Annotated in this window: 24 protein-coding genes; 19 read left to right on the forward strand and 5 right to left on the reverse strand. The window is 37.9% G+C overall.

What is annotated here, in order from left to right; translation table 11 throughout:
• Positions 1–37: 37 nt before the first annotated feature.
• The 3 genes from AR328_RS09520 to AR328_RS09530 are packed head-to-tail and all read right to left on the reverse strand — an operon-like array spanning position 38 to position 1,142.
• A complete protein-coding gene (locus tag AR328_RS09520; protein ID WP_066294179.1) occupies positions 38–607 on the reverse strand; it encodes a manganese catalase family protein in 570 nt (189 codons plus the stop codon).
• 48 nt (positions 608–655) lie between these two features.
• Positions 656–916 (reverse strand): spore coat protein CotJB, encoded by a 261-nt coding sequence (locus tag AR328_RS09525; protein WP_066294185.1) that lies wholly within the window; start codon positions 914–916, stop codon positions 656–658.
• 7 nt (positions 917–923) lie between these two features.
• The gene (locus AR328_RS09530) at positions 924–1,142 is read right to left on the reverse strand and encodes a spore coat associated protein CotJA (protein WP_066294188.1); all 219 of its coding nucleotides are present in this window, start codon (positions 1,140–1,142) and stop codon (positions 924–926) included.
• 132 nt (positions 1,143–1,274) lie between these two features.
• Here AR328_RS09530 and AR328_RS09535 point away from each other — a divergent pair, with 132 nt between their 5' ends.
• The 6 genes from AR328_RS09535 to AR328_RS09560 all read left to right on the forward strand — a co-directional run bounded on the left by AR328_RS09535 (position 1,275) and on the right by AR328_RS09560 (position 6,427).
• A complete protein-coding gene (locus tag AR328_RS09535) occupies positions 1,275–1,907 on the forward strand; it encodes a CBS domain-containing protein (RefSeq protein WP_066294192.1) in 633 nt (210 codons plus the stop codon).
• A gap of 76 nt (positions 1,908–1,983) precedes the next feature.
• A complete protein-coding gene (locus AR328_RS09540; RefSeq protein WP_066294196.1) occupies positions 1,984–2,373 on the forward strand; it encodes a hypothetical protein in 390 nt (129 codons plus the stop codon).
• 26 nt (positions 2,374–2,399) lie between these two features.
• On the forward strand, positions 2,400–3,185 hold the full coding sequence (locus AR328_RS09545) for a metallophosphoesterase (protein ID WP_066294198.1): 786 nt from the start codon (positions 2,400–2,402) through the stop codon (positions 3,183–3,185).
• A gap of 127 nt (positions 3,186–3,312) precedes the next feature.
• A complete protein-coding gene (locus AR328_RS09550; protein ID WP_066294201.1) occupies positions 3,313–3,891 on the forward strand; it encodes a genetic competence negative regulator in 579 nt (192 codons plus the stop codon).
• 219 nt (positions 3,892–4,110) lie between these two features.
• The gene (locus AR328_RS09555; RefSeq protein ID WP_066294204.1) at positions 4,111–5,385 is read left to right on the forward strand and encodes a Glu/Leu/Phe/Val family dehydrogenase; all 1,275 of its coding nucleotides are present in this window, start codon (positions 4,111–4,113) and stop codon (positions 5,383–5,385) included.
• Between the two features lie 76 nt (positions 5,386–5,461).
• Positions 5,462–6,427, forward strand: a complete 966-nt coding sequence (locus tag AR328_RS09560) for a YpdA family putative bacillithiol disulfide reductase (protein ID WP_066294207.1) — start codon at positions 5,462–5,464, stop codon at positions 6,425–6,427.
• Positions 6,428–6,477: 50 nt separating this feature from the next.
• Here AR328_RS09560 and AR328_RS09565 read toward each other — a convergent pair whose 3' ends face one another.
• Entirely contained in the window at positions 6,478–7,455 is a 978-nt protein-coding gene (locus AR328_RS09565; protein ID WP_066294209.1) for an asparaginase, read from the reverse strand.
• A 250-nt stretch (positions 7,456–7,705) separates the two neighbouring features.
• Here AR328_RS09565 and prsW point away from each other — a divergent pair, with 250 nt between their 5' ends.
• The 9 genes from prsW to fni all read left to right on the forward strand — a co-directional run bounded on the left by prsW (position 7,706) and on the right by fni (position 15,675).
• On the forward strand, positions 7,706–8,377 hold the full coding sequence (gene prsW / locus AR328_RS09570) for a glutamic-type intramembrane protease PrsW (protein WP_066294216.1): 672 nt from the start codon (positions 7,706–7,708) through the stop codon (positions 8,375–8,377).
• 131 nt (positions 8,378–8,508) lie between these two features.
• On the forward strand, positions 8,509–9,339 hold the full coding sequence (gene sleB / locus AR328_RS09575; RefSeq protein ID WP_066294223.1) for a spore cortex-lytic enzyme: 831 nt from the start codon (positions 8,509–8,511) through the stop codon (positions 9,337–9,339).
• 14 nt (positions 9,340–9,353) lie between these two features.
• Positions 9,354–10,703, forward strand: coding sequence for a germination protein YpeB (gene ypeB / locus AR328_RS09580; RefSeq protein WP_066294225.1), 1,350 nt, complete (start codon positions 9,354–9,356; stop codon positions 10,701–10,703).
• Positions 10,704–10,827: 124 nt separating this feature from the next.
• On the forward strand, positions 10,828–11,487 hold the full coding sequence (locus AR328_RS09585) for a flagellar brake protein (protein WP_066294685.1): 660 nt from the start codon (positions 10,828–10,830) through the stop codon (positions 11,485–11,487).
• A 67-nt stretch (positions 11,488–11,554) separates the two neighbouring features.
• A complete protein-coding gene (locus tag AR328_RS22810; protein WP_066294227.1) occupies positions 11,555–11,734 on the forward strand; it encodes a YpfB family protein in 180 nt (59 codons plus the stop codon).
• Between the two features lie 349 nt (positions 11,735–12,083).
• Positions 12,084–12,758 carry a (d)CMP kinase gene (gene cmk, locus AR328_RS09595; RefSeq protein ID WP_066294693.1) on the forward strand — a complete coding sequence of 225 codons (675 nt, stop codon included), beginning with the start codon at positions 12,084–12,086 and terminating at the stop codon, positions 12,756–12,758.
• A 2-nt stretch (positions 12,759–12,760) separates the two neighbouring features.
• On the forward strand, positions 12,761–13,342 hold the full coding sequence (locus AR328_RS09600; protein ID WP_066294689.1) for a lysophospholipid acyltransferase family protein: 582 nt from the start codon (positions 12,761–12,763) through the stop codon (positions 13,340–13,342).
• Between the two features lie 119 nt (positions 13,343–13,461).
• Positions 13,462–14,598 carry a 30S ribosomal protein S1 gene (rpsA, locus tag AR328_RS09605; protein WP_066294230.1) on the forward strand — a complete coding sequence of 379 codons (1,137 nt, stop codon included), beginning with the start codon at positions 13,462–13,464 and terminating at the stop codon, positions 14,596–14,598.
• Between the two features lie 15 nt (positions 14,599–14,613).
• Positions 14,614–15,675, forward strand: a complete 1,062-nt coding sequence (gene fni, locus AR328_RS09610) for a type 2 isopentenyl-diphosphate Delta-isomerase (protein ID WP_066294696.1) — start codon at positions 14,614–14,616, stop codon at positions 15,673–15,675.
• 42 nt (positions 15,676–15,717) lie between these two features.
• Here the strand turns inward: fni and AR328_RS22200 are convergent, their stop codons facing one another.
• Entirely contained in the window at positions 15,718–15,858 is a 141-nt protein-coding gene (locus AR328_RS22200; RefSeq protein ID WP_082677180.1) for a YpzI family protein, read from the reverse strand.
• A gap of 125 nt (positions 15,859–15,983) precedes the next feature.
• On the opposite strand from AR328_RS22200, the gene AR328_RS09615 reads away from it, so the two are divergent.
• The 4 genes from AR328_RS09615 to AR328_RS09630 all read left to right on the forward strand — a co-directional run bounded on the left by AR328_RS09615 (position 15,984) and on the right by AR328_RS09630 (position 19,620).
• Positions 15,984–16,598, forward strand: coding sequence for a YphA family membrane protein (locus AR328_RS09615; protein ID WP_066294234.1), 615 nt, complete (start codon positions 15,984–15,986; stop codon positions 16,596–16,598).
• Between the two features lie 113 nt (positions 16,599–16,711).
• Positions 16,712–18,022 (forward strand): ribosome biogenesis GTPase Der, encoded by a 1,311-nt coding sequence (der, locus tag AR328_RS09620; RefSeq protein ID WP_066294698.1) that lies wholly within the window; start codon positions 16,712–16,714, stop codon positions 18,020–18,022.
• A gap of 118 nt (positions 18,023–18,140) precedes the next feature.
• A complete protein-coding gene (locus AR328_RS09625) occupies positions 18,141–19,178 on the forward strand; it encodes an NAD(P)H-dependent glycerol-3-phosphate dehydrogenase (RefSeq protein WP_066294235.1) in 1,038 nt (345 codons plus the stop codon).
• A gap of 241 nt (positions 19,179–19,419) precedes the next feature.
• Positions 19,420–19,620 carry a DUF2768 domain-containing protein gene (locus tag AR328_RS09630; protein ID WP_066294237.1) on the forward strand — a complete coding sequence of 67 codons (201 nt, stop codon included), beginning with the start codon at positions 19,420–19,422 and terminating at the stop codon, positions 19,618–19,620.
• Positions 19,621–19,639 lie beyond the last annotated feature (19 nt).

Genomic DNA, 19,639 nt, shown 5'->3' on the forward strand with positions numbered 1-19,639 from the left:
GGGTCTTTTTTTTATCACAGAACTCTATTTAAGCTACTTAAAATATTCTCTTCTTCCCTTGTTCATCTTTCAGAATTTCAACTGCTTCCATAAATCTTTGCGAGTGGATGATTTCCCTTTCTCTTAAGAACCGAAGACCGTCATTTAATTCAACATCATCACTCATATTAATGATCCATTGGTATGTTGCCCGAGCCTTTTCTTCAGCAGCAATATCTTCATATAAATCTGCGATTGGATCCCCTTTAGCTTGAATATAAGTTGCTGTCCAAGGAACTCCCCCGGCATTTTCATAATATAGAGCATTATCATGGTTTGCATAATGAGCATCCAATCCTGCAGCTTTCATTTGTTCAGGAGTGGCATCCTTAGTCAACTTAAACACCATAGTGGCAATCATCTCTAAATGGGCAAATTCTTCAGTTCCTATATCGGTAAGCAGTCCGATAATTTTATCAGGTATCGAATATCGTTGATTTAAGTATCTTAATGCTGCAGAAAGTTCCCCATCTGCCCCGCCATATTGTTCGATTAAAAATTTTGCAAGTTTTGGATTACATGTACTTACTCGAACGGGATATTGTAGTTTTTTTTCATACACCCACATTAAATGCAGCTCCCTTCCGTTTTATCCTGAGACATGGCGCTCCGCTTTTTAAACTTGCCATGGCCAAGGTGTATCATCCCAGTTCCAAGGCTTTCCTGAATAGCTGTGGCCAAATTGCATAAGGGGACCAAATTGGCTTTCGAATAATTTGCTGATTTTTTTCCTTTCCCTTACATAATGGTTAAATTGATTAATGGCATCTTCATCTTCATTATGGGTATTAAGGTATAAACTGAGTTCAACTAAGACAAAGTCTACAGCCTGAAGCTGCTCTAATAACTGATAGTATTCAGCCGGCATCTGCTTCATGTTGACATCACTCCCTTGCCTTTTCATATGGACTATAATAAGGATCGTAGAAAGCCTTCCATAAGGTTCCTGCCCTTAACGCCTCCATTGGAGTAAATTGCGGGAGATTTGGCGGCTGGAAGCCCATATAAAGGTTCGGGGGAGTCGAAAACGTTTTTACGTGGATCGGTTCACAAGGGTCAAAAGGGCTGACATATGGGTGCCAGGATTTTCGAAGTGTAAACATGCTGTCCCTCCTTCATTGTGTGTCATTCCATCTTATGAGTAAAAGACTGCTTTCATGTTAAATAAAGGAAGGGTAATGAATCTTTCCTGTCGAATCCTTTAGTAGGTAAAATAATTCTCTGGGGTGATACGAATGTTTGTAAAAAGCGTGATGATTCCTAAATATTCTAGTTATACAATTGATCATGAATCAACAATAAAGGAAACCCTCGACAAATTAGAGGAGCATCAAATCGATGGATTGCCGGTATTAAATGGGGACAACTATGTCGGAATGATTACCAGATATGGGATCTATGAAAATTACTTTAAAGGCAAACAAACAAAGGAAGATTATTTACAGAATACGAGAGCAAAAGACATTGCTACACATCAAGATCAATACCTTAAAGGGAATGAGATCTTCGAAAAAACATTGCTTAGTTTAAAGGACTTTCCGTTATTGGCTGTTCTTGATGAGAAGCAAAAGTTTTTGGGGGTTGTAACGCGTTTTGATGTTCTTGCCCAGTTTCAATCTGCTTTCGGTATGAACAAACCAGGTGTAAGAATTGCGTTTACCGCTTCTGAAGCAGAAGGCAGATTGGCAAGATTATCTGAGATTGCCCGTCAATTTCATGAACAGATTATTTCCATCGTTACATTTGATGAAACAGATAAACTTATACGCAGAATTGTTATGAAAATAGAAAAGAAAGATAATATACAGAAATTCATTAAGAAGCTTGAAGAATCTGGTTTTAGGATTCTGAATGTTGATGAAGAGTAATAGCTGCCCAAATTGAATAATAAATCAAAGCAAGAAAGAATAATCCCTCTCATACAATTTTATGGGAGGGATTTTCTTGTTGCGTAAAACAGTTCAGCTTATAGGCGGCTTCATTTGTGGTTACCTTTTTATTGAGTGGTTTCCGATTAGTGTTCCGACAGGGCTGGCGGAAATTTTGGCAGCTTGCATCTTGAAGCCAGTTTCATTTTTTGCTTCCGCAGTTGTATTCATATTTGGCTTTTTGACAAATGCTGAGTTGATTTGTGAAGAAATCATCCAAACCGCTCAGTTATTTATGAACCGCAAGACAACGGTATTTAATTTATTGTTTTCTTTGTTTTTCCTCGCAGGCTTCACCATCTTATTCTTATTAGGGTTTTGGCAAACAGTTGTATTTTTCTGTTTTTCTATACTTTATGGTATTATTTCTATAGATTTCGAGGAACTTAAACTAGCAAAAGTATAGATAACAGATTGCTGGGAAGGAGCATTATGATTTTTACAATAGTCATCATTTTATTATTAATAGGGATAGGGTTTATTGCCTTTATGTATAGGGAGGCTAATGCCGATCGAGTCATTTTAAACCATCTGTCCTTTGAAGAATTTCCGGCAAGCTTTGGTGAAGTTAAGATTTTTTTCATTTCTGACATACATAAGAGAGTTGTCTCCGATCAAATTATTGAGGAAGTCCGTTTGTTGAAACCAAATATTACTATTATTGGCGGTGACTTAGTTGAAAAAGGAGTTCCGCTTCAAAGAGTGAAAGAAAATTTAACGAAACTAAAAACATTAGGCCCAGTTTATTTCGTTTGGGGCAATAATGATTACGAAGTGAATTTTCGCGAGCTAGATACGATATTTCTGGATTTCGGCGTTAAGGTTCTTGATAATACAGCAGTCTCCTTTGAATCTGAAGCAGGTGATGAATTCATATTGTTAGGTGTCGATGATATGAGTAAGAAACGCGATAGACTTGATCTCGCTTTACTTGATGCGGGACAAACAGGCTTTAAAGTATTAGTAAGCCACAGTCCCCAAATTATAAGTAAAATAAAAAAGGAGCATCAAATATCATTAGTGTTAAGCGGTCATACGCATGGAGGGCAAATACATATTTTGGGTTACAGTCCTTATGAAAAAGGGGGTATAAAAAAACGAAAGGAAACGACATTATTAATAAGTAATGGTTATGGAACGACTGCTTTGCCATTGAGATTAGGAGCAAAAGCAGAAACACATTTAATTTCATTAAAAAATGGGAAATATGATGCCTAAGCTTGTCTTCTTTGTATAAAAGTAAAGGAAAATTAAGCGCATAAGGTAAAAAACTTAGACGACTCACCAACCATTGTTTCTGTCATACACTAAATAAAAGAGTTAGTTCACGGCAGGGGGCAGTAACATGCGCTTAGAACGTTTAAATTATAACAAAATCAAAATATTTCTAACTCAAGATGATTTATCGGAAAGAGGGCTGACGAAAGAGGATATTTGGAAGGATTCGATGAAATGGCATCAGCTTTTCCATGATATGCTTGAAGAGGCAAGTGAAGAATTTGGGGTAGAAATACAAGGCTCTGTTGCAGTAGAGATATTCTCCATGCAGGCGCAAGGGATGATTATGATCGTAACGATGGAAGATCAGAATGATGAGGAGCTGCTTCAGGACGGCTTTATAGAAATGCAGGTTATTATGGATGGCAGCGAGGAATTATTCTTTGAACTGGACGACTTCGAAAACGTCATTCAGCTGGCTAGACGCCTTCATCTATTAAACATCACAAACACAAGCTTGTATGCTTACAAGAATCGTTATTATATTCATCTGAAAAACCAAAATTCGGACGATCATAATAAACTTATCGCTATCGCAGCGGAATATGGAAACCCAGCTATGATAAGTATACATGTGGTAGAAGAATATGGAACGAAAATTATGAAAGATCAGGCTGTTGAGAAACTTATACATTTCTTTTCGTAATTAGTAGGGAAGGGAGACCCTTTTCTCCCTTCCTAATAACGAATCTGCCGTTATTTAATGGCTGATTTTTCCTGAAAGTACCAATCGGAAAAACAGTTACATAAAATAATCAAAAAATGCGGAAAAATATTTCTACTTTTCTTGCATATATTAAACAAAGGTGTATACTATTGCATGGAAGCGAACAACAAATGATAGTGATTTCTAGGAGGTTTACTAATGGTAGCCAATCATGGTACTGATACTAAAAAAGAAGACAAGCTTGACGTATTAAAGTCAACGCAGACAGTTATTCATAAGGCTTTGGAAAAGCTAGGTTATTCTGATGAGGTGTTTGAATTATTAAAAGAACCTCTTCGAATGATGACAGTTAAAATCCCAGTCCGGATGGATGATGGAACAGTTAAAGTCTTTACCGGCTACCGGGCACAGCATAATGATGCGGTTGGGCCTACAAAAGGTGGAATTCGTTTCCATCCTGGTGTTACTGAAAAGGAAGTTAAAGCTCTATCAATTTGGATGAGTTTAAAATGCGGTATTGTTGATTTGCCATATGGCGGTGGTAAGGGCGGTATTATCTGTGACCCGCGTAATATGTCTTTCCGCGAATTAGAAGCTTTGAGCCGTGGATATGTACGTGCCATCAGCCAAATCGTTGGACCTACAAAAGACATTCCAGCACCAGATGTATTTACAAACTCGCAAATTATGGCATGGATGATGGACGAGTACAGCAGAATGGATGAATTTAATTCACCAGGTTTTATTACTGGAAAGCCATTAGTATTAGGCGGATCTCACGGCCGTGAGACTGCAACAGCTAAAGGGGTAACAATTTGTATTAGAGAAGCGGCTAAGAAGCGCGGCATTGAATTAGAAGGTGCTCGTGTCGTAGTTCAAGGCTTTGGTAATGCAGGAAGCTTCTTATCTAAGTTCCTTCATGACGCTGGTGCAAAAGTAATTGGTATTTCTGATGCATACGGTGCTTTACATGATCCTAATGGACTTGATATTGATTATTTATTAGACCGCCGCGATAGCTTCGGAACTGTAACTAATTTATTTAATGATACAATTACAAATAAAGAGCTTTTAGAATTAGACTGTGACATTTTAGTTCCAGCTGCAATTGAAAACCAAATTACGGATGAGAACGCCCATAACATTAAAGCGAAAATTGTAGTGGAAGCAGCAAACGGGCCAACTACATTAGAAGCTACACAAATTCTGACTGAGCGTGGAATTCTTCTCGTTCCTGACGTATTAGCGTCTGCAGGCGGTGTAACGGTTTCTTACTTCGAGTGGGTACAAAATAACCAAGGCTATTACTGGTCAGAAGAAGAAATTGCAGAAAAGCTTGAAAAGATTTTAGTTCAATCCTTTAATAATATTTACGAAACTTCACAATCCCGTCGTGTAGATATGCGTCTTGCTGCTTATATGGTTGGCGTGCGCAAAATGGCCGAGGCATCAAGATTCCGCGGCTGGGTGTAAGTCCTATTTGAATCTTAATGAAAAATCTCCTATCATATGTGATGGGAGATTTTTATTTATTGGAGGAGAACGAAAAATGAAAAGTGAAGAAGCAATTATTGTAGGGGGAGGTCCCTGTGGGTTAGCGGCTGCGATCTCTCTTCAGGAAATCGGGATGAAGCCGCTATTGATTGAAAAAGGAAATATCGTTAATGCGATTTACCGTTACCCAACACATCAAACCTTTTTTAGTACGAGTGAGAAACTGGAAATTGGCGACGTGCCATTTATTACAGTTGATTATAAACCAAGAAGAAATGAGGCATTAACCTATTACCGGGAAGTTGTAAAGCGGAAAAACATCCAAATAAATGCTTATGAAAAGGTTTTGTCAGTTACAAAACAAAATAAAAGCTTTTTAGTCATGACAGATAAGAATCAATACGTGACAAATAATGTCATTATTGCAACAGGCTATTATGATCATCCGAATTACATGAATGTACCTGGAGAAGATTTGCCTAAAGTATTTCATTATTTTAAAGAAGCCCATCCGTTTTTTGATAAAGATATCGTAGTTGTAGGCGGAAAAAACTCAAGTGTTGATGCTGCTTTAGAATTAGTGAAAGCAGGTGCAAGAGTTACGGTTATTTATCGGGGAAGCGAATATTCGCCAAGTGTCAAGCCATGGATCTTGCCTGAATTTGATTCCTTAATCCGCAATGGCGTAATCAAAATGGAATTCAATGCGCATGTGAAAGAAATTCTAAACGATAAAGTCATTTATACAGTAAATGAAGAAAGGTTTGAAGTAAAAAATGATTTTGTCTTTGCTATGACAGGCTATCATCCTGATCATCACTTTCTCCAAGCGATGGGCGTCCATATTGATTCCGAGACAGGGAGACCGGTATTTGACAGCGAGACAATGGAAACAAATGTGGAAGGGATATATATTGCTGGCGTCATTGCTGCCGGCAATAATACGAATGAAATTTTTATCGAAAATGGCCGGTTTCATGGGGATTTAATTGCCAAGTCGATCATTAATAAAGAATATTAATAAGTAAAAAAGAAATCGGCTTTTTCGCCGATTTCCTTTTGCGCTCACCATTAAACCATGAACATTTTTTCGATTTCTGTACGGCTATTTGTTGTTGCTAAGCCAACGAGCAGTTTGATTCGTGCCTTCTGACCATTTAAGCCATTGGAAAAAATGACGCCTAAATCTTTAAGGTTTTTCCCCCCGCCTTCATAGCTGTAAACGTCTTGCGCAATTCCATTAAAGCATCTCGATACGATGACAACTGAAATGTTCTTGTCGATTAGGGCTTTAATCCCATCTACTGTAGCAGGCGGTAAATTACCTTGACCTAATGCTTCAATCACTACACCGTGATAGTTTAAGTCACGGATGGCAAATAGCAGTGTTGAATCCATCCCTGCATGTGCCTTTATTAAGGCGACACGTGTCGATACGATATCGATGTCGTAAAATTCATTGTTCGTTGGCAGATGGTGGAAGAAAACACCTCTTTTAGTCACGATTCCAATCGGTCCATATTGAGGGCTTTGGAAGGTGGAAACATTGCTTGTATGGGTCTTCGTAACATTTTCTGCCGTATGTATCTCATCATTTAATACAACAAGAACTCCTTTATTTCGTGCCTCTTCACATGAAGCTACTTTAATAGATGAAATTAAATTGTATAGGCCGTCAGAGCCAATTTCATTACTTGATCTCATAGCACCTGTTACGACAATGGGCAGAGAAGTTTGAACTGTTAGCTGCAGGAAATAAGCAGTTTCCTCTAGTGTATCTGTACCATGTGTAATCACGACTCCAGAGATTTCTTTTTTCTCTAAATAGCGGTTAATTAGATCCTTCAGCATAAGCATTTCAACAGGAGTAATATGCGGAGAAGGAAGATGAAATGGCTCCTCAATGATAATGTCTGCAAGTGTAAGCAGTTCTTTCGTTTTTTCCGTAATCGGATTGCTTTCAGACGGCTTCACAGCCCCAGTAGATGCATCTTCACTCATTGAAATCGTTCCGCCAGTATGAATAACAAGAATTTTTTTCTTTTCCATACGAAAACCTCCAAGTTTACAAATATTTTAAACTAATTTAGTGTAAAAAGTGTATAATTGAATGAAAGTTTACTATTTAAGAGAATTAACATATTACTTATTCCAAAATTTGAAAATCAATTTTCATTCTTCCATCATCATGTTACGATAAAAGTAATGAATATGGGTACAAAAATTTCATTGCTAATGGTAAATTCAGCACCTTATTGGGGAAATGGACCTCATTAATTTATAGAAAAGAGGACAGTACATGCTTGGTATATTATCTGCGGGTATTGCCCCTGGGCTAGCACTATTAAGCTATTTTTATTTGAAAGATCAATATGGCTCTGAGCCGGTTTTTACAGTTTTTCGAACTTTTTTATTTGGCGCAATACTTGTGTTCCCTATTGCGTTTATTCAATATGTTCTGGAAAAAGAGTACAATATCCAATCAAGTCTTATAAATGCATTTCTTTCTTCAGGGATGCTGGAAGAATTTTTCAAATGGTTTATCCTGTTTTATGCTGTCTATCAGCATGTTGATTTTGATGAACCATATGATGGGATTGTGTATGGTGCATCTGTATCATTAGGATTTGCTTCGTTGGAAAACATTTTGTATCTTATTTCCTATGGCTTAGAGCATGCGATTGGCCGGGCGCTTCTGCCTGTTTCCAGTCATGCCTTATTTGGTGTTATTATGGGCTATTATATAGGAAAAGGGAAATTTTCGGCAACCTCTAAAGCGAAATGGATCATGCTTTCGTTCCTTTTTCCTGTTATTCTTCACGGTACTTACGACTTCATCCTTATTACCCAAGAAAATTGGCTGATCATTATGTTCCCATTCATGATATTTCTCTGGTGGTTTGGATTAAGAAAAGTTAAGAAAGCCCGCGAATTAAGCGCGAAACATATAGAGAACCAGCTAAACTTCTAAAAAAAACTCTTCATTTATAAATGGGGAGTTTTTTTTTATTCGTCAAAAAATAACAAGGAATTCGCATAAAAATCCAGCTACTACAAAATATAGAGATAATGTCATCAAGATTTACTTTGGAGGTACGATTCATGAAAAAGAACTTTTTGTTTACTAAAGTAATTCTTATTGTCTCACTTTGTATGATTGTAGTCCCTATGAGCGGGAACGAGCAGAAGGCAACAGCTTTTACGAATCAGGTCATTCAGCAAGGAGCTGTTGGAGATGATGTAATTGAATTACAGTCAAGACTGCAATACTTAGGATTTTACAACGGGAAGATCGATGGGGTATTTGGCTGGGGAACGTATTGGGCTTTAAGAAATTTTCAATATGAATTTGGACTTGAAATTGATGGGATGGCAGGAGCTGATACGAAAAACAAGCTCGTCAAGGCATCTAAATATAATCAGCAATTTGTAAAAGAGCAAATTTCCAAAGGGAATAAATTTACTCATTACGGGGGAGTAAATCTCGAATCGCAAAAAAATCCAGCAAAAACTACGCCTGCTCCTGCAAAGAATCAAACAGCGCAAAAGCCAACAGCAGCGAATATGCCTAACGGTTTTTCGCAAAATGATATTCAATTAATGGCAAATGCTGTTTATGGTGAAGCAAGAGGTGAGCCATATACAGGACAGGTGGCGGTAGCGGCTGTTATTTTGAACCGTGTTAACAGTGCTTCATTCCCGAATACCGTATCAGGCGTTATTTTTGAACCTGGAGCATTTACTGCTGTGGCAGATGGGCAGATTTGGCTTACTCCCAATGACAGGGCAAAAGAAGCGGTTATTGATGCTATTAATGGCTGGGATCCGACAGGACATGCCCTTTATTATTTTAATCCTGATACGGCAACGAGTGCATGGATTTGGACACGCCCGCAAATTAAGCGGATTGGAAAACATATTTTTTGCAAATAAAGAGGTGAGGAATATTGATTAGAGGAATTTTAATTGGCGTACTTACATTAGGTGTAGCTGGAACGGCATTTTGGGGCTACCAAGAGCATCGTGAAAAAAATGCGATCTTAATTAATGCGGAAAATAATTATCAGAATGCCTTTCACAGCCTAACCTATAATATAGACTTGCTGCATGATAAGATTGGGACAACATTAGCTATGAATACACGTAAATCTTTATCTCCGGCTTTGGCTGATGTTTGGAGGCTTACATCAGAAGCACATTCAAATGTAGGGCAGCTGCCGCTAACGCTATTGCCATTTAATAAGACAGAGGAGTTTCTTGCTAATATTGGTGATTTTAGTTACAGGACGGCTGTCAGGGATTTAGATAAGGAACCTTTAACTGATAAAGAATATGAGAGCCTTAAAAAATTATATTCCAATTCTGCCCAAATCCAGAAAGAGTTGCGTAAAGTGCAGCATTTAGTGCTCAAAAATAATCTTCGCTGGATGGATGTAGAGATGGCCATTGCGACCGGTAAAGAAACAGCAGACAATACGATTATTGACGGATTTAAAACGGTAGAAAAAACGGTAGAGGGATACGGCGAAACCGACCTTGGGCCAACAAACGTCAGTATAGAGAAGGAAGATAATAATTTTAAAAACTTAAAAGGCAAGGAGATTTCACAGCAGGATGCCATCAATATCGCAAGAAAATATTCCGGCTTTAATAATGATGTTGCCATTAGAGTGACTGAAAATGGGAAAGGTTCAGATTATGGATTTTTCAGTGTATCTATTTTGGATGAAAAAACAAAAAAAGAAGCCAACATGGATATCACCAAAAAAGGCGGATATCCGATCTGGTTTATTCTCTCAAGAGATATTACAAAACAAACATTAAGCTTGAATGAGGCAAGCAAACGAGCACTTAAATTTCTAAATGATAATGGATATAAGGATTTGGAGCTTTTTGAAAGTGCACAGTATAACCATACGGGAGTTTTTAACTTCGTTTCCAAGCAGGATGATATTAGAATTTATCCAGACTCCATTAAAATAAAGGTTGCATTAGATAATGGGAATGTTGTTGGATTTTCAGCAGGGAACTATTTGAAAAGCAACCGCATTAGAAATCTGCAGAAACCGGCTATTTCCCTAGAAGATGCCCGTTCTGATATAAATCCTCAAGTGAATGTCATGGAAAACAGGCTTGCCGTTATCGAAAATGATTTAGGGAAAGAGGTTCTCTGTTATGAGTTCCTTGGCACACTCGGCGACGATACGTACAGAATCTTTATTAATGCCGAAAATGGACATGAAGAACTTGTTGAAAAACTAAAAAATGCAGAACCCATTTATGAAGATGTTCTTTAAGGAAAGGCCTAAAGCCTTTCTTTTTTTGAATTAAAAGTCGATGTACAAACACTAGTATACATGTCATAATAAAATGACAAGATTATCCTATTGAAGGAAAATGGATAGAGAAAGTGTGGTCAGCATGATAAAAATTGGTGATGTACTTTTTTTGGAACCAAGGCATTCGCTGAGTGCTGAAAAGTACAAATGTAAGATTTTAGAAAAAGGGGACAATTCGGTTTATATTGATTATCCGACAAATATGAATACGAATAGAACCGTTTTTCTTATAGATGGTACACAATTAAAAGGAACGTTTATCTCAGGGGATGGGTCTGTTTTTCTATTTGAATGTGAGGTACTTAGAAAAGTCAAAGGGAATATTCCAATGATTATATTATCCTATCCAGGAGTTGAACATCTAGTCAAGATACAACGCCGGCAATTTGTCCGTATTGAGACTGGAGTAGATGTTGCTGTTCATCCGATCAAAGGGGAATTTGCTCCTTTTGTAACAGTAACAGATGATATAAGTGCTGGAGGGGCAGCGATCATAAATGACAAAAAAAGACCTTTGTCACAAAATATGATAATCGAGAGTTGGTTTGTTCTTCCGATGCAAAATGGGGAGACCCATTATTTAAAACTAAGAAGTAAAATTGTCAGGATCGTTGCCGTCAATGACTGGAAATCGCTTATCTCTCTTCAATTTATTGATATTTCACCGACTGATAGGCAAGTATTGCTTCGCTTTTGTTTTGACCGGCAGCTTGCTTATAAGAAAAAAGGGGTAGAAGTGTAAAGGATAGGAATAAAAAGTAAAAAATACTCGCATACTTTAAATATATTAGCTATGCGGGGAGAGCGTTATGAAATCGATTGAAAGAATTCTCATAAAAGTTGTGATTATACAGTTCTTATTCCTTTTCATCACCCAATTGTTTTTTCATAAATTTAATATTTTTCCTGAACTTAAACAGCTTACTCAATATGAAGGTGTTACGGACAATAACTTTACGGAATTCCTTGAAACATTCAGGGGGCAATGATAGCAGGTGCTTGCCTGCTATTTTTCTTTTTTATAAATGAGAATCAATATGATTGTAATCATAGTTTAATACGGTTATTTACGCCATCATATGATAAAATAAAATGGATGAGAAACATTACTAAATTGACTTTACCTTTTTCGAGTTAGATAACTGTCTAGCTTCAGCGCCTAGACCCGACGTACAGGACGTACTAGTGTCGACAATGCGACAGGACGTCGCGTTTTTGTCGACCTCGAGGTCACAAGCCAATCCTCCCAGAAAGGAAAGAACGCCTTTCCGGGAGGCTTGTCTTGTGCTTGTCGGGGGTGAGCGAGGCGCTTCCGCATTTCAAATTTCGGGAGGCACTATGAATAAAAAAATCTCTATTGCAATTGATGGACCTGCTGCTGCAGGAAAAAGCACTGTTGCAAAAATTACAGCTGAAAAACTTTCATATATTTATATCGACACTGGGGCTATGTATAGAGCTTTAACATATAAAGCGATAAATATGAAAATGGATTTAGAAGATGAACACGGTTTGTTGAATATTTTAAATGAGACAACCATTGAATTATTACCAGGTGAAAATGGTCAATACATATATTTAGATGGAAAAAATGTTTCAAATGAAATTAGATCTGCAGAGGTAACCAATTCCGTTTCGGTTGTTGCAAAACATAAACTCGTTAGGGAAGAAATGGTCGCCAGACAAAAAAGCTTTGGTGAAAACGGCGGTGTCGTCATGGATGGCAGGGACATTGGGACACATGTCCTGCCGAATGCAGAAGTAAAGATTTTCCTATTAGCATCTGTTGATGAACGTGCGATTCGCAGACATACTGAAAATATCCAGAAGGGCTTTCCATCTGATTTAGAGAAATTAAAAGAAGAAATTGCTACAAGAGATAAATTAGATTCAGAACGGGCAGTGGCGCCATTGAAAAAAGCAGCAGATGCAATCGAAATTGACACAACTTCCTTATCAATTGACCAAGTTGTTGAAAGAATCATGTTGCTTGCCTATGAAAGGATCGGATGATTGTGAATTTATACTCTTTTGCTAAATCAGTTGTTTATGGAATATTAAAGCCAATATACCGCTTTGAAGTGAGTGGAACAGAGCATTTCCCTAAAGAAGGCGGTGTTCTGCTCTGTTCCAATCATATTCATAATTTTGATCCGCCTGTAGTTGGTATCAATGCACCTAGGGCAGTCCACTTTATGGCAAAGGAAGAATTGTTCCGAGTGCCTATTTTAGGGAAGCTTCTTCCTGATTTAAATGCCTTTCCAGTTAAGAGGGGGATGAGTGATCGGGAAGCACTTAGAAAAGGGCTTGCGATTTTGAAAGAAGGCAAAGTTTTGGGCCTATTTCCTGAAGGAACAAGAAGTCAAACAGGAGAGTTGGGTCAAGGGCTTGCAGGAGCAGGTTTTTTTGCACTTCGTACCGATGCTGCTATTGTTCCGTGTGCGATTATAGGACCATATAAGTCTTTTAAAAGATTGAAAGTCGTTTACGGAAAGCCGATAGACATGGCTCCTTTACGTGAAAGGAAAGCTTCCGCTGAAGAGACGACTGAATTAATAATGGGTGAAATTCGCAAGCTGATAATGGAGAACAGATAAACCTTCTTACTTGACAAAAGATGTTGTTTGTAAGAAGTTAGTAAAAAGGCGAATTTTATTAATAGTAATAATTAGATATTGCGAAGGCGCTTCCGCCTTTCAAATAAGGAGGAATACATATGTCAGAAGAGATGAATCAAGTTGAAGTGAGAAATTTCGAAATTGGCGATAAGGTTTCCGGCCAAGTTACAAAGGTTGAAGAGAAGCAAGTAATTGTAAACATCAATGACAGCAAGCTTGATGGAATTATCCCTATTAGTGAATTATCAAGTCTTCATGTAGAGATAGCAAGCGATGCTGTTTCAGAAGGAGATCAGCTGGAGCTTGAAGTTTTAAAGGTAGAAGAGGATGCATTAATTCTATCAAAACGTAAAGTAGATGCTGAAAAGTCATGGGCTAATCTTGAAGAAAAATTTAATAACGGTGAAATTTTCGAAGCTGAAATTAAAGACGTTGTTAAAGGCGGTTTAGTCGTTGATCTTGGTGTCAGAGGATTTATCCCTGCTTCATTAGTTGAAGATTTCTTTGTTGAGGATTTCTCAGACTACAAAGGAAAAACAATGACATTCAAAATTGTAGAGCTTGAAAAAGATAAAAATCGATTAATTCTATCTCACCGTGCTGTTGTCGAGGAAGAAAAGGGTAAGCAGAAAAATCAAATCCTTGATTCTCTTGAACCAGGACGTGAATTAGAAGGAACAGTTCAAAGAATTACCGACTTTGGCGCTTTTGTTGATATTGGCGGCATTGACGGACTTGTTCATATATCCCAGCTTTCACACGAGCATGTTAGCAATCCTTCAGAAGTAGTAGCAGAAGGTCAAAAAGTTCAAGTTAAGATTTTAAGTGTTGATCGTGCAAGCGGACGCATTTCTTTATCCATTAAAGAAACTCAGCCAGGACCTTGGGTGAATATCGCTGAAAAAGCTCCAAAGGGAAGTGTACTTGACGGAGTAGTGAAAAGACTTGTTTCATACGGGGCGTTTGTGGAACTTTTCCCTGGTGTAGAAGGACTCGTTCATATTTCCCAAATTTCACATAAACATATTGCCACTCCGCATGAAGTGTTGAAGGAAGGTCAAGAAATTAAAGTGAAAGTTTTAGACGCAAATGAACAAGATCAGCGTTTATCTCTTAGCATTAAAGAGCTGCAAGAAAAAGAACCAGAATATGTAACTGATTATGAACTTCCAGAAGAATCAAAAGGATTTCAGCTAGGTGAAATGATTGGAGATCAATTAAAGAATTTAAAATGATAATGGTGATAAATGGTGTCTAGGGCAAAACGGAAATGGGATCATATTCAATTAGCTTTGACTACAGGGCAGAAAAGGCTATCAGGTTTTGAGGATATTACCTTTATTCACCAAAGTATGCCTCATACTTCATTAGAACAGGCAAATTTAAATGTAAAAATTGGCGAACTTTCTTTAAGTTCGCCAATTTTCATAAATGGGATGACAGGCGGCGGGGGTGAGCCGACATTCCAAATTAATCGTGAACTGGCAATGGCTGCAAAATCTTTGGGAATGGCAATGGCCGTCGGTTCGCAAATGTCTGCTCTTAAGGATCCTTCAGAAAGAAAATCTTATGAAGTCGTTCGAAAGGAAAATCCAGAAGGCATTATTTTTGGAAATCTTGGCAGTGAAGCAACAGTCGACCAAGCTAAAGCTGCCATTGACATGATTAATGCTGATGCATTGCAAATTCATTTAAATGTAGTTCAGGAGCTAACAATGCCTGAAGGGGACCGGGACTTCAGATCAGCCCTTCACCGTATAGAAGCAATTGTAAAGGCCGCTAATATACCCATCATCGTTAAAGAAGTTGGCTTTGGAATGAGTAGAGAAACGGTTCAAATGCTGCGTTCTATCGGAGTTTCGGCAGTCGATGTTGGAGGATTTGGCGGCACAAATTTCGCTAGAATCGAAAATGAACGGCGAAATAGAGAGTTATCCATTTTTAATGAATGGGGTATACCCACTGCCGTTTCCATTATTGAAGCGAAAGAAAACTCAAAAGATATATCTATTATCGGTTCTGGGGGAGTACAGACAAGTCTTGATATTGCAAAAGCAATAGCCCTTGGAGCTGAAGCTGTAGGAATGGCTGGCTTTGTTCTTAGTATCTTGATGAATAATGGCATAGAAGCATTAATAGAAGAGCTTGAAACTATACAGGATGAGATTAAGGTGATCATGACTGCATTAGGTGCAAGCAATGTAACAGAACTGCAGCAAGCCCCATTAATCATTTCAGGAAAAACCCATCATTGGTTAAATGAAAGAAACATTGATACAAAAAAATATAGCCAGCGAATAATCTCTAAATAATAAAAAGCTCTTGCGATGTAAAAATCAGCAAGAGCTTTTTATTTATAATTTATTATTATTTAATTCCCTAGCTTCCTCTGGGCTTTGCAATTTTGTAGCCCCATCATAGTGGAGTGCTTGGTCCCTGTCCGATTCAACTCTTCTGCTCTTCTTCAGTTTCTTTTCTTGTCGGTCTCTTCCCATTATTAAACACCTCCCTCTCTTTAACATGGACTAGCAAAAGTATTTTATTCAACGAAATATAGATGATAAAAAATGATTAAAGTGCATTTGAAAATGCCATAATGGTAGTGTTGGGAGGTGTCGAAATGGAAGGATTAACCTTTTATTGGCTGGCATGGTTTTTTTGGGTCATCGCAACCTTTTTTTTGAAAAAGGATAGCTTTATTAGGATTTGTTCCTCTTTATGGCTACTTGTACTTATTATTATTTCTCCATATTCTTTTTTCCTATTTAATTATGAGATCACATACGTAAGTATTCTATTTGCAGGCACCTTATTAGTAATAATCAGCAGATTCAAAAGATTAACAGCTGCCTATGTATTATTAAGCTCATTCATTGTCATGATTGCCTATGTTTGTTTCCATTTATTCGCATTATTTGACCCTGTATGGCTAATTTTCCCGCGAAAATGGATGCTGGCCTTGTTTATGATAGTATTAGCGATCGTTTTACATTCAAATAAAATGTATCGGTTAATTACCATTCTATTTGGTTCGATACAGGGCGAATTTCTTTATGCATACATCCTTAATAAATATTCATTTCCACATGTAATTGGTTCAAATGCTTATTTGGATGGGATTATGCTCTCAGCTGCTCTTCTTGGTGCTTGGTCATGCTTTGAATATCTGACTTCCTTCTATGAAAAACATATTAACCAAGTAGAAAAGGAAAAAGGAAAGCAAAAATTATCGTAAGGGTGAGATCAAGTTTTTAATTGCTAGTCAGGCACTGCTTTGATAAACTTATAAAGTTCGACCCTTCTCTGTACAGGAAAGGGTTTATTTAATAGGAAGAAAGGGTGATGTTCATGGCAAAGCCAGTGATTGCGATTGTCGGACGTCCAAACGTTGGAAAATCCACGATATTTAACAGAATTGTTGGAGAGCGTATATCTATTGTCGAAGATATTCCCGGAGTTACTAGGGATCGTATATACAGTTCAGCGGAATGGTTAAACCACGATTTTAATATAATTGACACAGGCGGTATTGATATTGGAGATGAGCCTTTTCTTGAGCAAATTCGCCAGCAGGCTGAAATTGCGATTGATGAGGCTGACGTCATCATTTTCTTAGCGAATGGCAGAGAAGGGGTTACCGCCGCGGATGAAGAAGTGGCAAAAATCCTTTATAAGGCAAAAAAGCCGGTCGTATTAGGCGTCAATAAAATTGATAATCCGGAAATGCGAGAGCAAATTTATGATTTCTATGCTCTTGGATTTGGGGAACCTTTTCCTATCTCCGGTTCACATGGATTGGGATTAGGAGATTTACTTGATGAGGCAGCGAAGCATTTTCCGAAATCTGGCCAAACAGACTATGATGATGATGTAATCAAATTCTCATTAATTGGCCGTCCTAATGTTGGGAAATCCTCACTTGTAAATGCTATTTTAGGTGAAGATCGAGTCATTGTCAGTAATATTGCCGGAACTACGAGAGATGCAATCGATTCACAGCTAACTTATAATGGAGACAAGTATGTCATCATTGACACAGCTGGAATGCGCAAAAAGGGTAAGGTGTATGAAACAACTGAAAAATATAGTGTTTTGCGTGCTTTAAGAGCGATTGAACGTTCTGACGTTGTTCTTGTTGTTTTAGACGGGGAAGAAGGAATTATCGAGCAGGATAAACGGATTGCAGGGTATGCACATGAAGCTGGACGTGCTGTAGTCATTGTCGTTAATAAGTGGGATGCTGTAGAAAAAGATGAGAAAACGATGAAGGAATTTGAACAAAAGATTCGCGAGCATTTCCTGTTTCTAGATTATGCACCGATCGTATTCCTTTCCGCAAAAACAAAAAAACGGATTCATACTCTTATCCCTATGATCAATACAGCAAGTGACAATCATGCATTACGTGTTGAAACGAGTGTTCTGAATGATGTCATTATGGATGCGGTTGCCATGAATCCAACACCGACCGATAAAGGAAGACGCTTGAGAATTTATTATACAACTCAAGTTGCGATTAAGCCGCCAACCTTTGTTGTTTTTGTCAATGAGCCTGAATTAATGCATTTTTCATATGAGCGCTTCTTAGAAAATAGAATTCGGGATGCTTTTGGATTCGAAGGAACACCGATCAAGATATTTTCAAGAGAGAGAAAGTAATAAAAAGCTCCAGCGCCTCGCTTAGGGGACTGTGGTTCCGTTAAACTTTGAGGGGATTGACTTTCCAGACCCCTAGGGAACTGGAGCTAGACAAATATGATTATAAGGCAGTGATTAAATGGAGCAAAGGGTTGAACGAGTAGCTGTTGTTGGAGCGGGAAGCTGGGGAACGGCTTTGGCTATGGTTCTGGCAGATAATGGCCATGAAGTTCGTCTTTGGGGTCATAAACTCCAGCAAATAAATGAAATTAATCAATTCCATACGAATAAAAAATATTTGCCAAAGGTAATTCTTCCAGAAGAAATTACCGGATATTTTGATTTAGAGGAAGCAATATCAGGAGTCCATTCAATTATTCTAGCTGTTCCGTCAAAAGCCATTCGTGAAACAGTCGGCAAGATTAACTCCATTTGCAAAGAGCCTATAACCATTGTTCATGTGAGCAAGGGAATTGAGCCAGACACTTTACTTCGTATTTCCGAAATGATTGAACAGGAAATATCGCCTGAAAACTTAGACAGTATCGTCGTTCTATCTGGTCCAAGTCATGCAGAAGAGGTTGTCTTGAGGCATCCGACAACAGTCACTGTTTCATCAAAGAACATGGATGCAGCTGAAAGAATTCAAGATTTATTTATTAATCAGAATTTCCGTGTTTATACAAATCCCGATATTATCGGAGTTGAAATTGGCGGAGCATTGAAAAACATCATTGCACTGGCAGCAGGTATTACAGATGGATTAGGGTATGGTGATAATGCAAAGGCAGCACTAATGACTAGAGGTTTAGCTGAAATTGCCCGTTTAGGGATGAAGATGGGTGCCAGTCCCCTTACATTTTCTGGCTTGACGGGAATTGGCGACTTAATTGCAACTTGTACAAGCGTTCACTCCCGAAACTGGAGAGCTGGGAATTTGCTTGGCAAGGGACATAATTTACAGGAAGTTCTCGATAATATGGGCATGGTAGTTGAAGGTGTAAGAACAACTAAAGCTGCCAAGCAGCTAGCGGAAAAATACGAAGTGAATATGCCAATTACTAATGTTCTTTATGACGTTCTTTTTAATGGTGTGAATGCAAAGAAGGCAGTAGATCTTTTGATGGCGCGAGGCAAAAAGGACGAAATGGATGATTTAACAAATTTTCTTGAATAAAATTAACATAATACATCCTAATATTTTTGAAATATAGGCATTCGAGGATGCGAGCGGGCTACTTTTTGCATACAATGCAACGAAGCAAACTGGTGAAATGAACAGGGTGTATGGGTTATTTAGTCTCATAAGCTTGAGTTAAAGAAATGCCCCTTTCTTTAACTCAGCTTTTTTTATGTACTTTCTTTTTCAAACAGACATGCTGTGTGTTATAATCATTTCGGAAAAAGGAGTTGAAGTCATGTCACCGTCATTAATGAAAATGTGGGTTTCTCTTGCATCAATGGGCTTTATGTTTATCTCATTATTAATGATTTATTTAAGCCGCTTTAAATTAGGTGGAATCTTAAAAGTTATAACTGCCATTATTGCTTATTTTTTAATGATAATATCAGGAATTATTATAGTCTTAGTCGTTTTCAGTGGGCCAACAAGTGATTAACAACATTATTATACATAGA

It is taken from the genome of Bacillus sp. FJAT-29937, from assembly GCF_001509555.1.
GTDB lineage: Bacteria > Bacillota > Bacilli > Bacillales > Cytobacillaceae > Cytobacillus.

What these genes read in the sequence shown, in the direction of transcription:
- AR328_RS22810 (WP_066294227.1), top strand. Translation starts at nt 11,555, where the DNA reads ATGAAATCGATTGAAAGAATTCTCATAAAAGTTGTGATTATACAGTTC.
- AR328_RS09525 (WP_066294185.1), bottom strand. Translation starts at nt 916, where the DNA reads ATGAAGCAGATGCCGGCTGAATACTATCAGTTATTAGAGCAGCTTCAG.
- der (WP_066294698.1), top strand. Translation starts at nt 16,712, where the DNA reads ATGGCAAAGCCAGTGATTGCGATTGTCGGACGTCCAAACGTTGGAAAA.
- AR328_RS09585 (WP_066294685.1), top strand. Translation starts at nt 10,828, where the DNA reads ATGATAAAAATTGGTGATGTACTTTTTTTGGAACCAAGGCATTCGCTG.
- AR328_RS09555 (WP_066294204.1), top strand. Translation starts at nt 4,111, where the DNA reads ATGGTAGCCAATCATGGTACTGATACTAAAAAAGAAGACAAGCTTGAC.
- sleB (WP_066294223.1), top strand. Translation starts at nt 8,509, where the DNA reads ATGAAAAAGAACTTTTTGTTTACTAAAGTAATTCTTATTGTCTCACTT.
- AR328_RS09565 (WP_066294209.1), bottom strand. Translation starts at nt 7,455, where the DNA reads ATGGAAAAGAAAAAAATTCTTGTTATTCATACTGGCGGAACGATTTCA.
- AR328_RS09550 (WP_066294201.1), top strand. Translation starts at nt 3,313, where the DNA reads ATGCGCTTAGAACGTTTAAATTATAACAAAATCAAAATATTTCTAACT.
- AR328_RS22200 (WP_082677180.1), bottom strand. Translation starts at nt 15,858, where the DNA reads ATGGGAAGAGACCGACAAGAAAAGAAACTGAAGAAGAGCAGAAGAGTT.
- cmk (WP_066294693.1), top strand. Translation starts at nt 12,084, where the DNA reads ATGAATAAAAAAATCTCTATTGCAATTGATGGACCTGCTGCTGCAGGA.
- AR328_RS09625 (WP_066294235.1), top strand. Translation starts at nt 18,141, where the DNA reads ATGGAGCAAAGGGTTGAACGAGTAGCTGTTGTTGGAGCGGGAAGCTGG.
- AR328_RS09535 (WP_066294192.1), top strand. Translation starts at nt 1,275, where the DNA reads ATGTTTGTAAAAAGCGTGATGATTCCTAAATATTCTAGTTATACAATT.
- AR328_RS09560 (WP_066294207.1), top strand. Translation starts at nt 5,462, where the DNA reads ATGAAAAGTGAAGAAGCAATTATTGTAGGGGGAGGTCCCTGTGGGTTA.
- AR328_RS09615 (WP_066294234.1), top strand. Translation starts at nt 15,984, where the DNA reads ATGGAAGGATTAACCTTTTATTGGCTGGCATGGTTTTTTTGGGTCATC.
- AR328_RS09630 (WP_066294237.1), top strand. Translation starts at nt 19,420, where the DNA reads ATGTCACCGTCATTAATGAAAATGTGGGTTTCTCTTGCATCAATGGGC.
- AR328_RS09530 (WP_066294188.1), bottom strand. Translation starts at nt 1,142, where the DNA reads ATGTTTACACTTCGAAAATCCTGGCACCCATATGTCAGCCCTTTTGAC.
- prsW (WP_066294216.1), top strand. Translation starts at nt 7,706, where the DNA reads ATGCTTGGTATATTATCTGCGGGTATTGCCCCTGGGCTAGCACTATTA.
- AR328_RS09520 (WP_066294179.1), bottom strand. Translation starts at nt 607, where the DNA reads ATGTGGGTGTATGAAAAAAAACTACAATATCCCGTTCGAGTAAGTACA.
- AR328_RS09545 (WP_066294198.1), top strand. Translation starts at nt 2,400, where the DNA reads ATGATTTTTACAATAGTCATCATTTTATTATTAATAGGGATAGGGTTT.
- rpsA (WP_066294230.1), top strand. Translation starts at nt 13,462, where the DNA reads ATGTCAGAAGAGATGAATCAAGTTGAAGTGAGAAATTTCGAAATTGGC.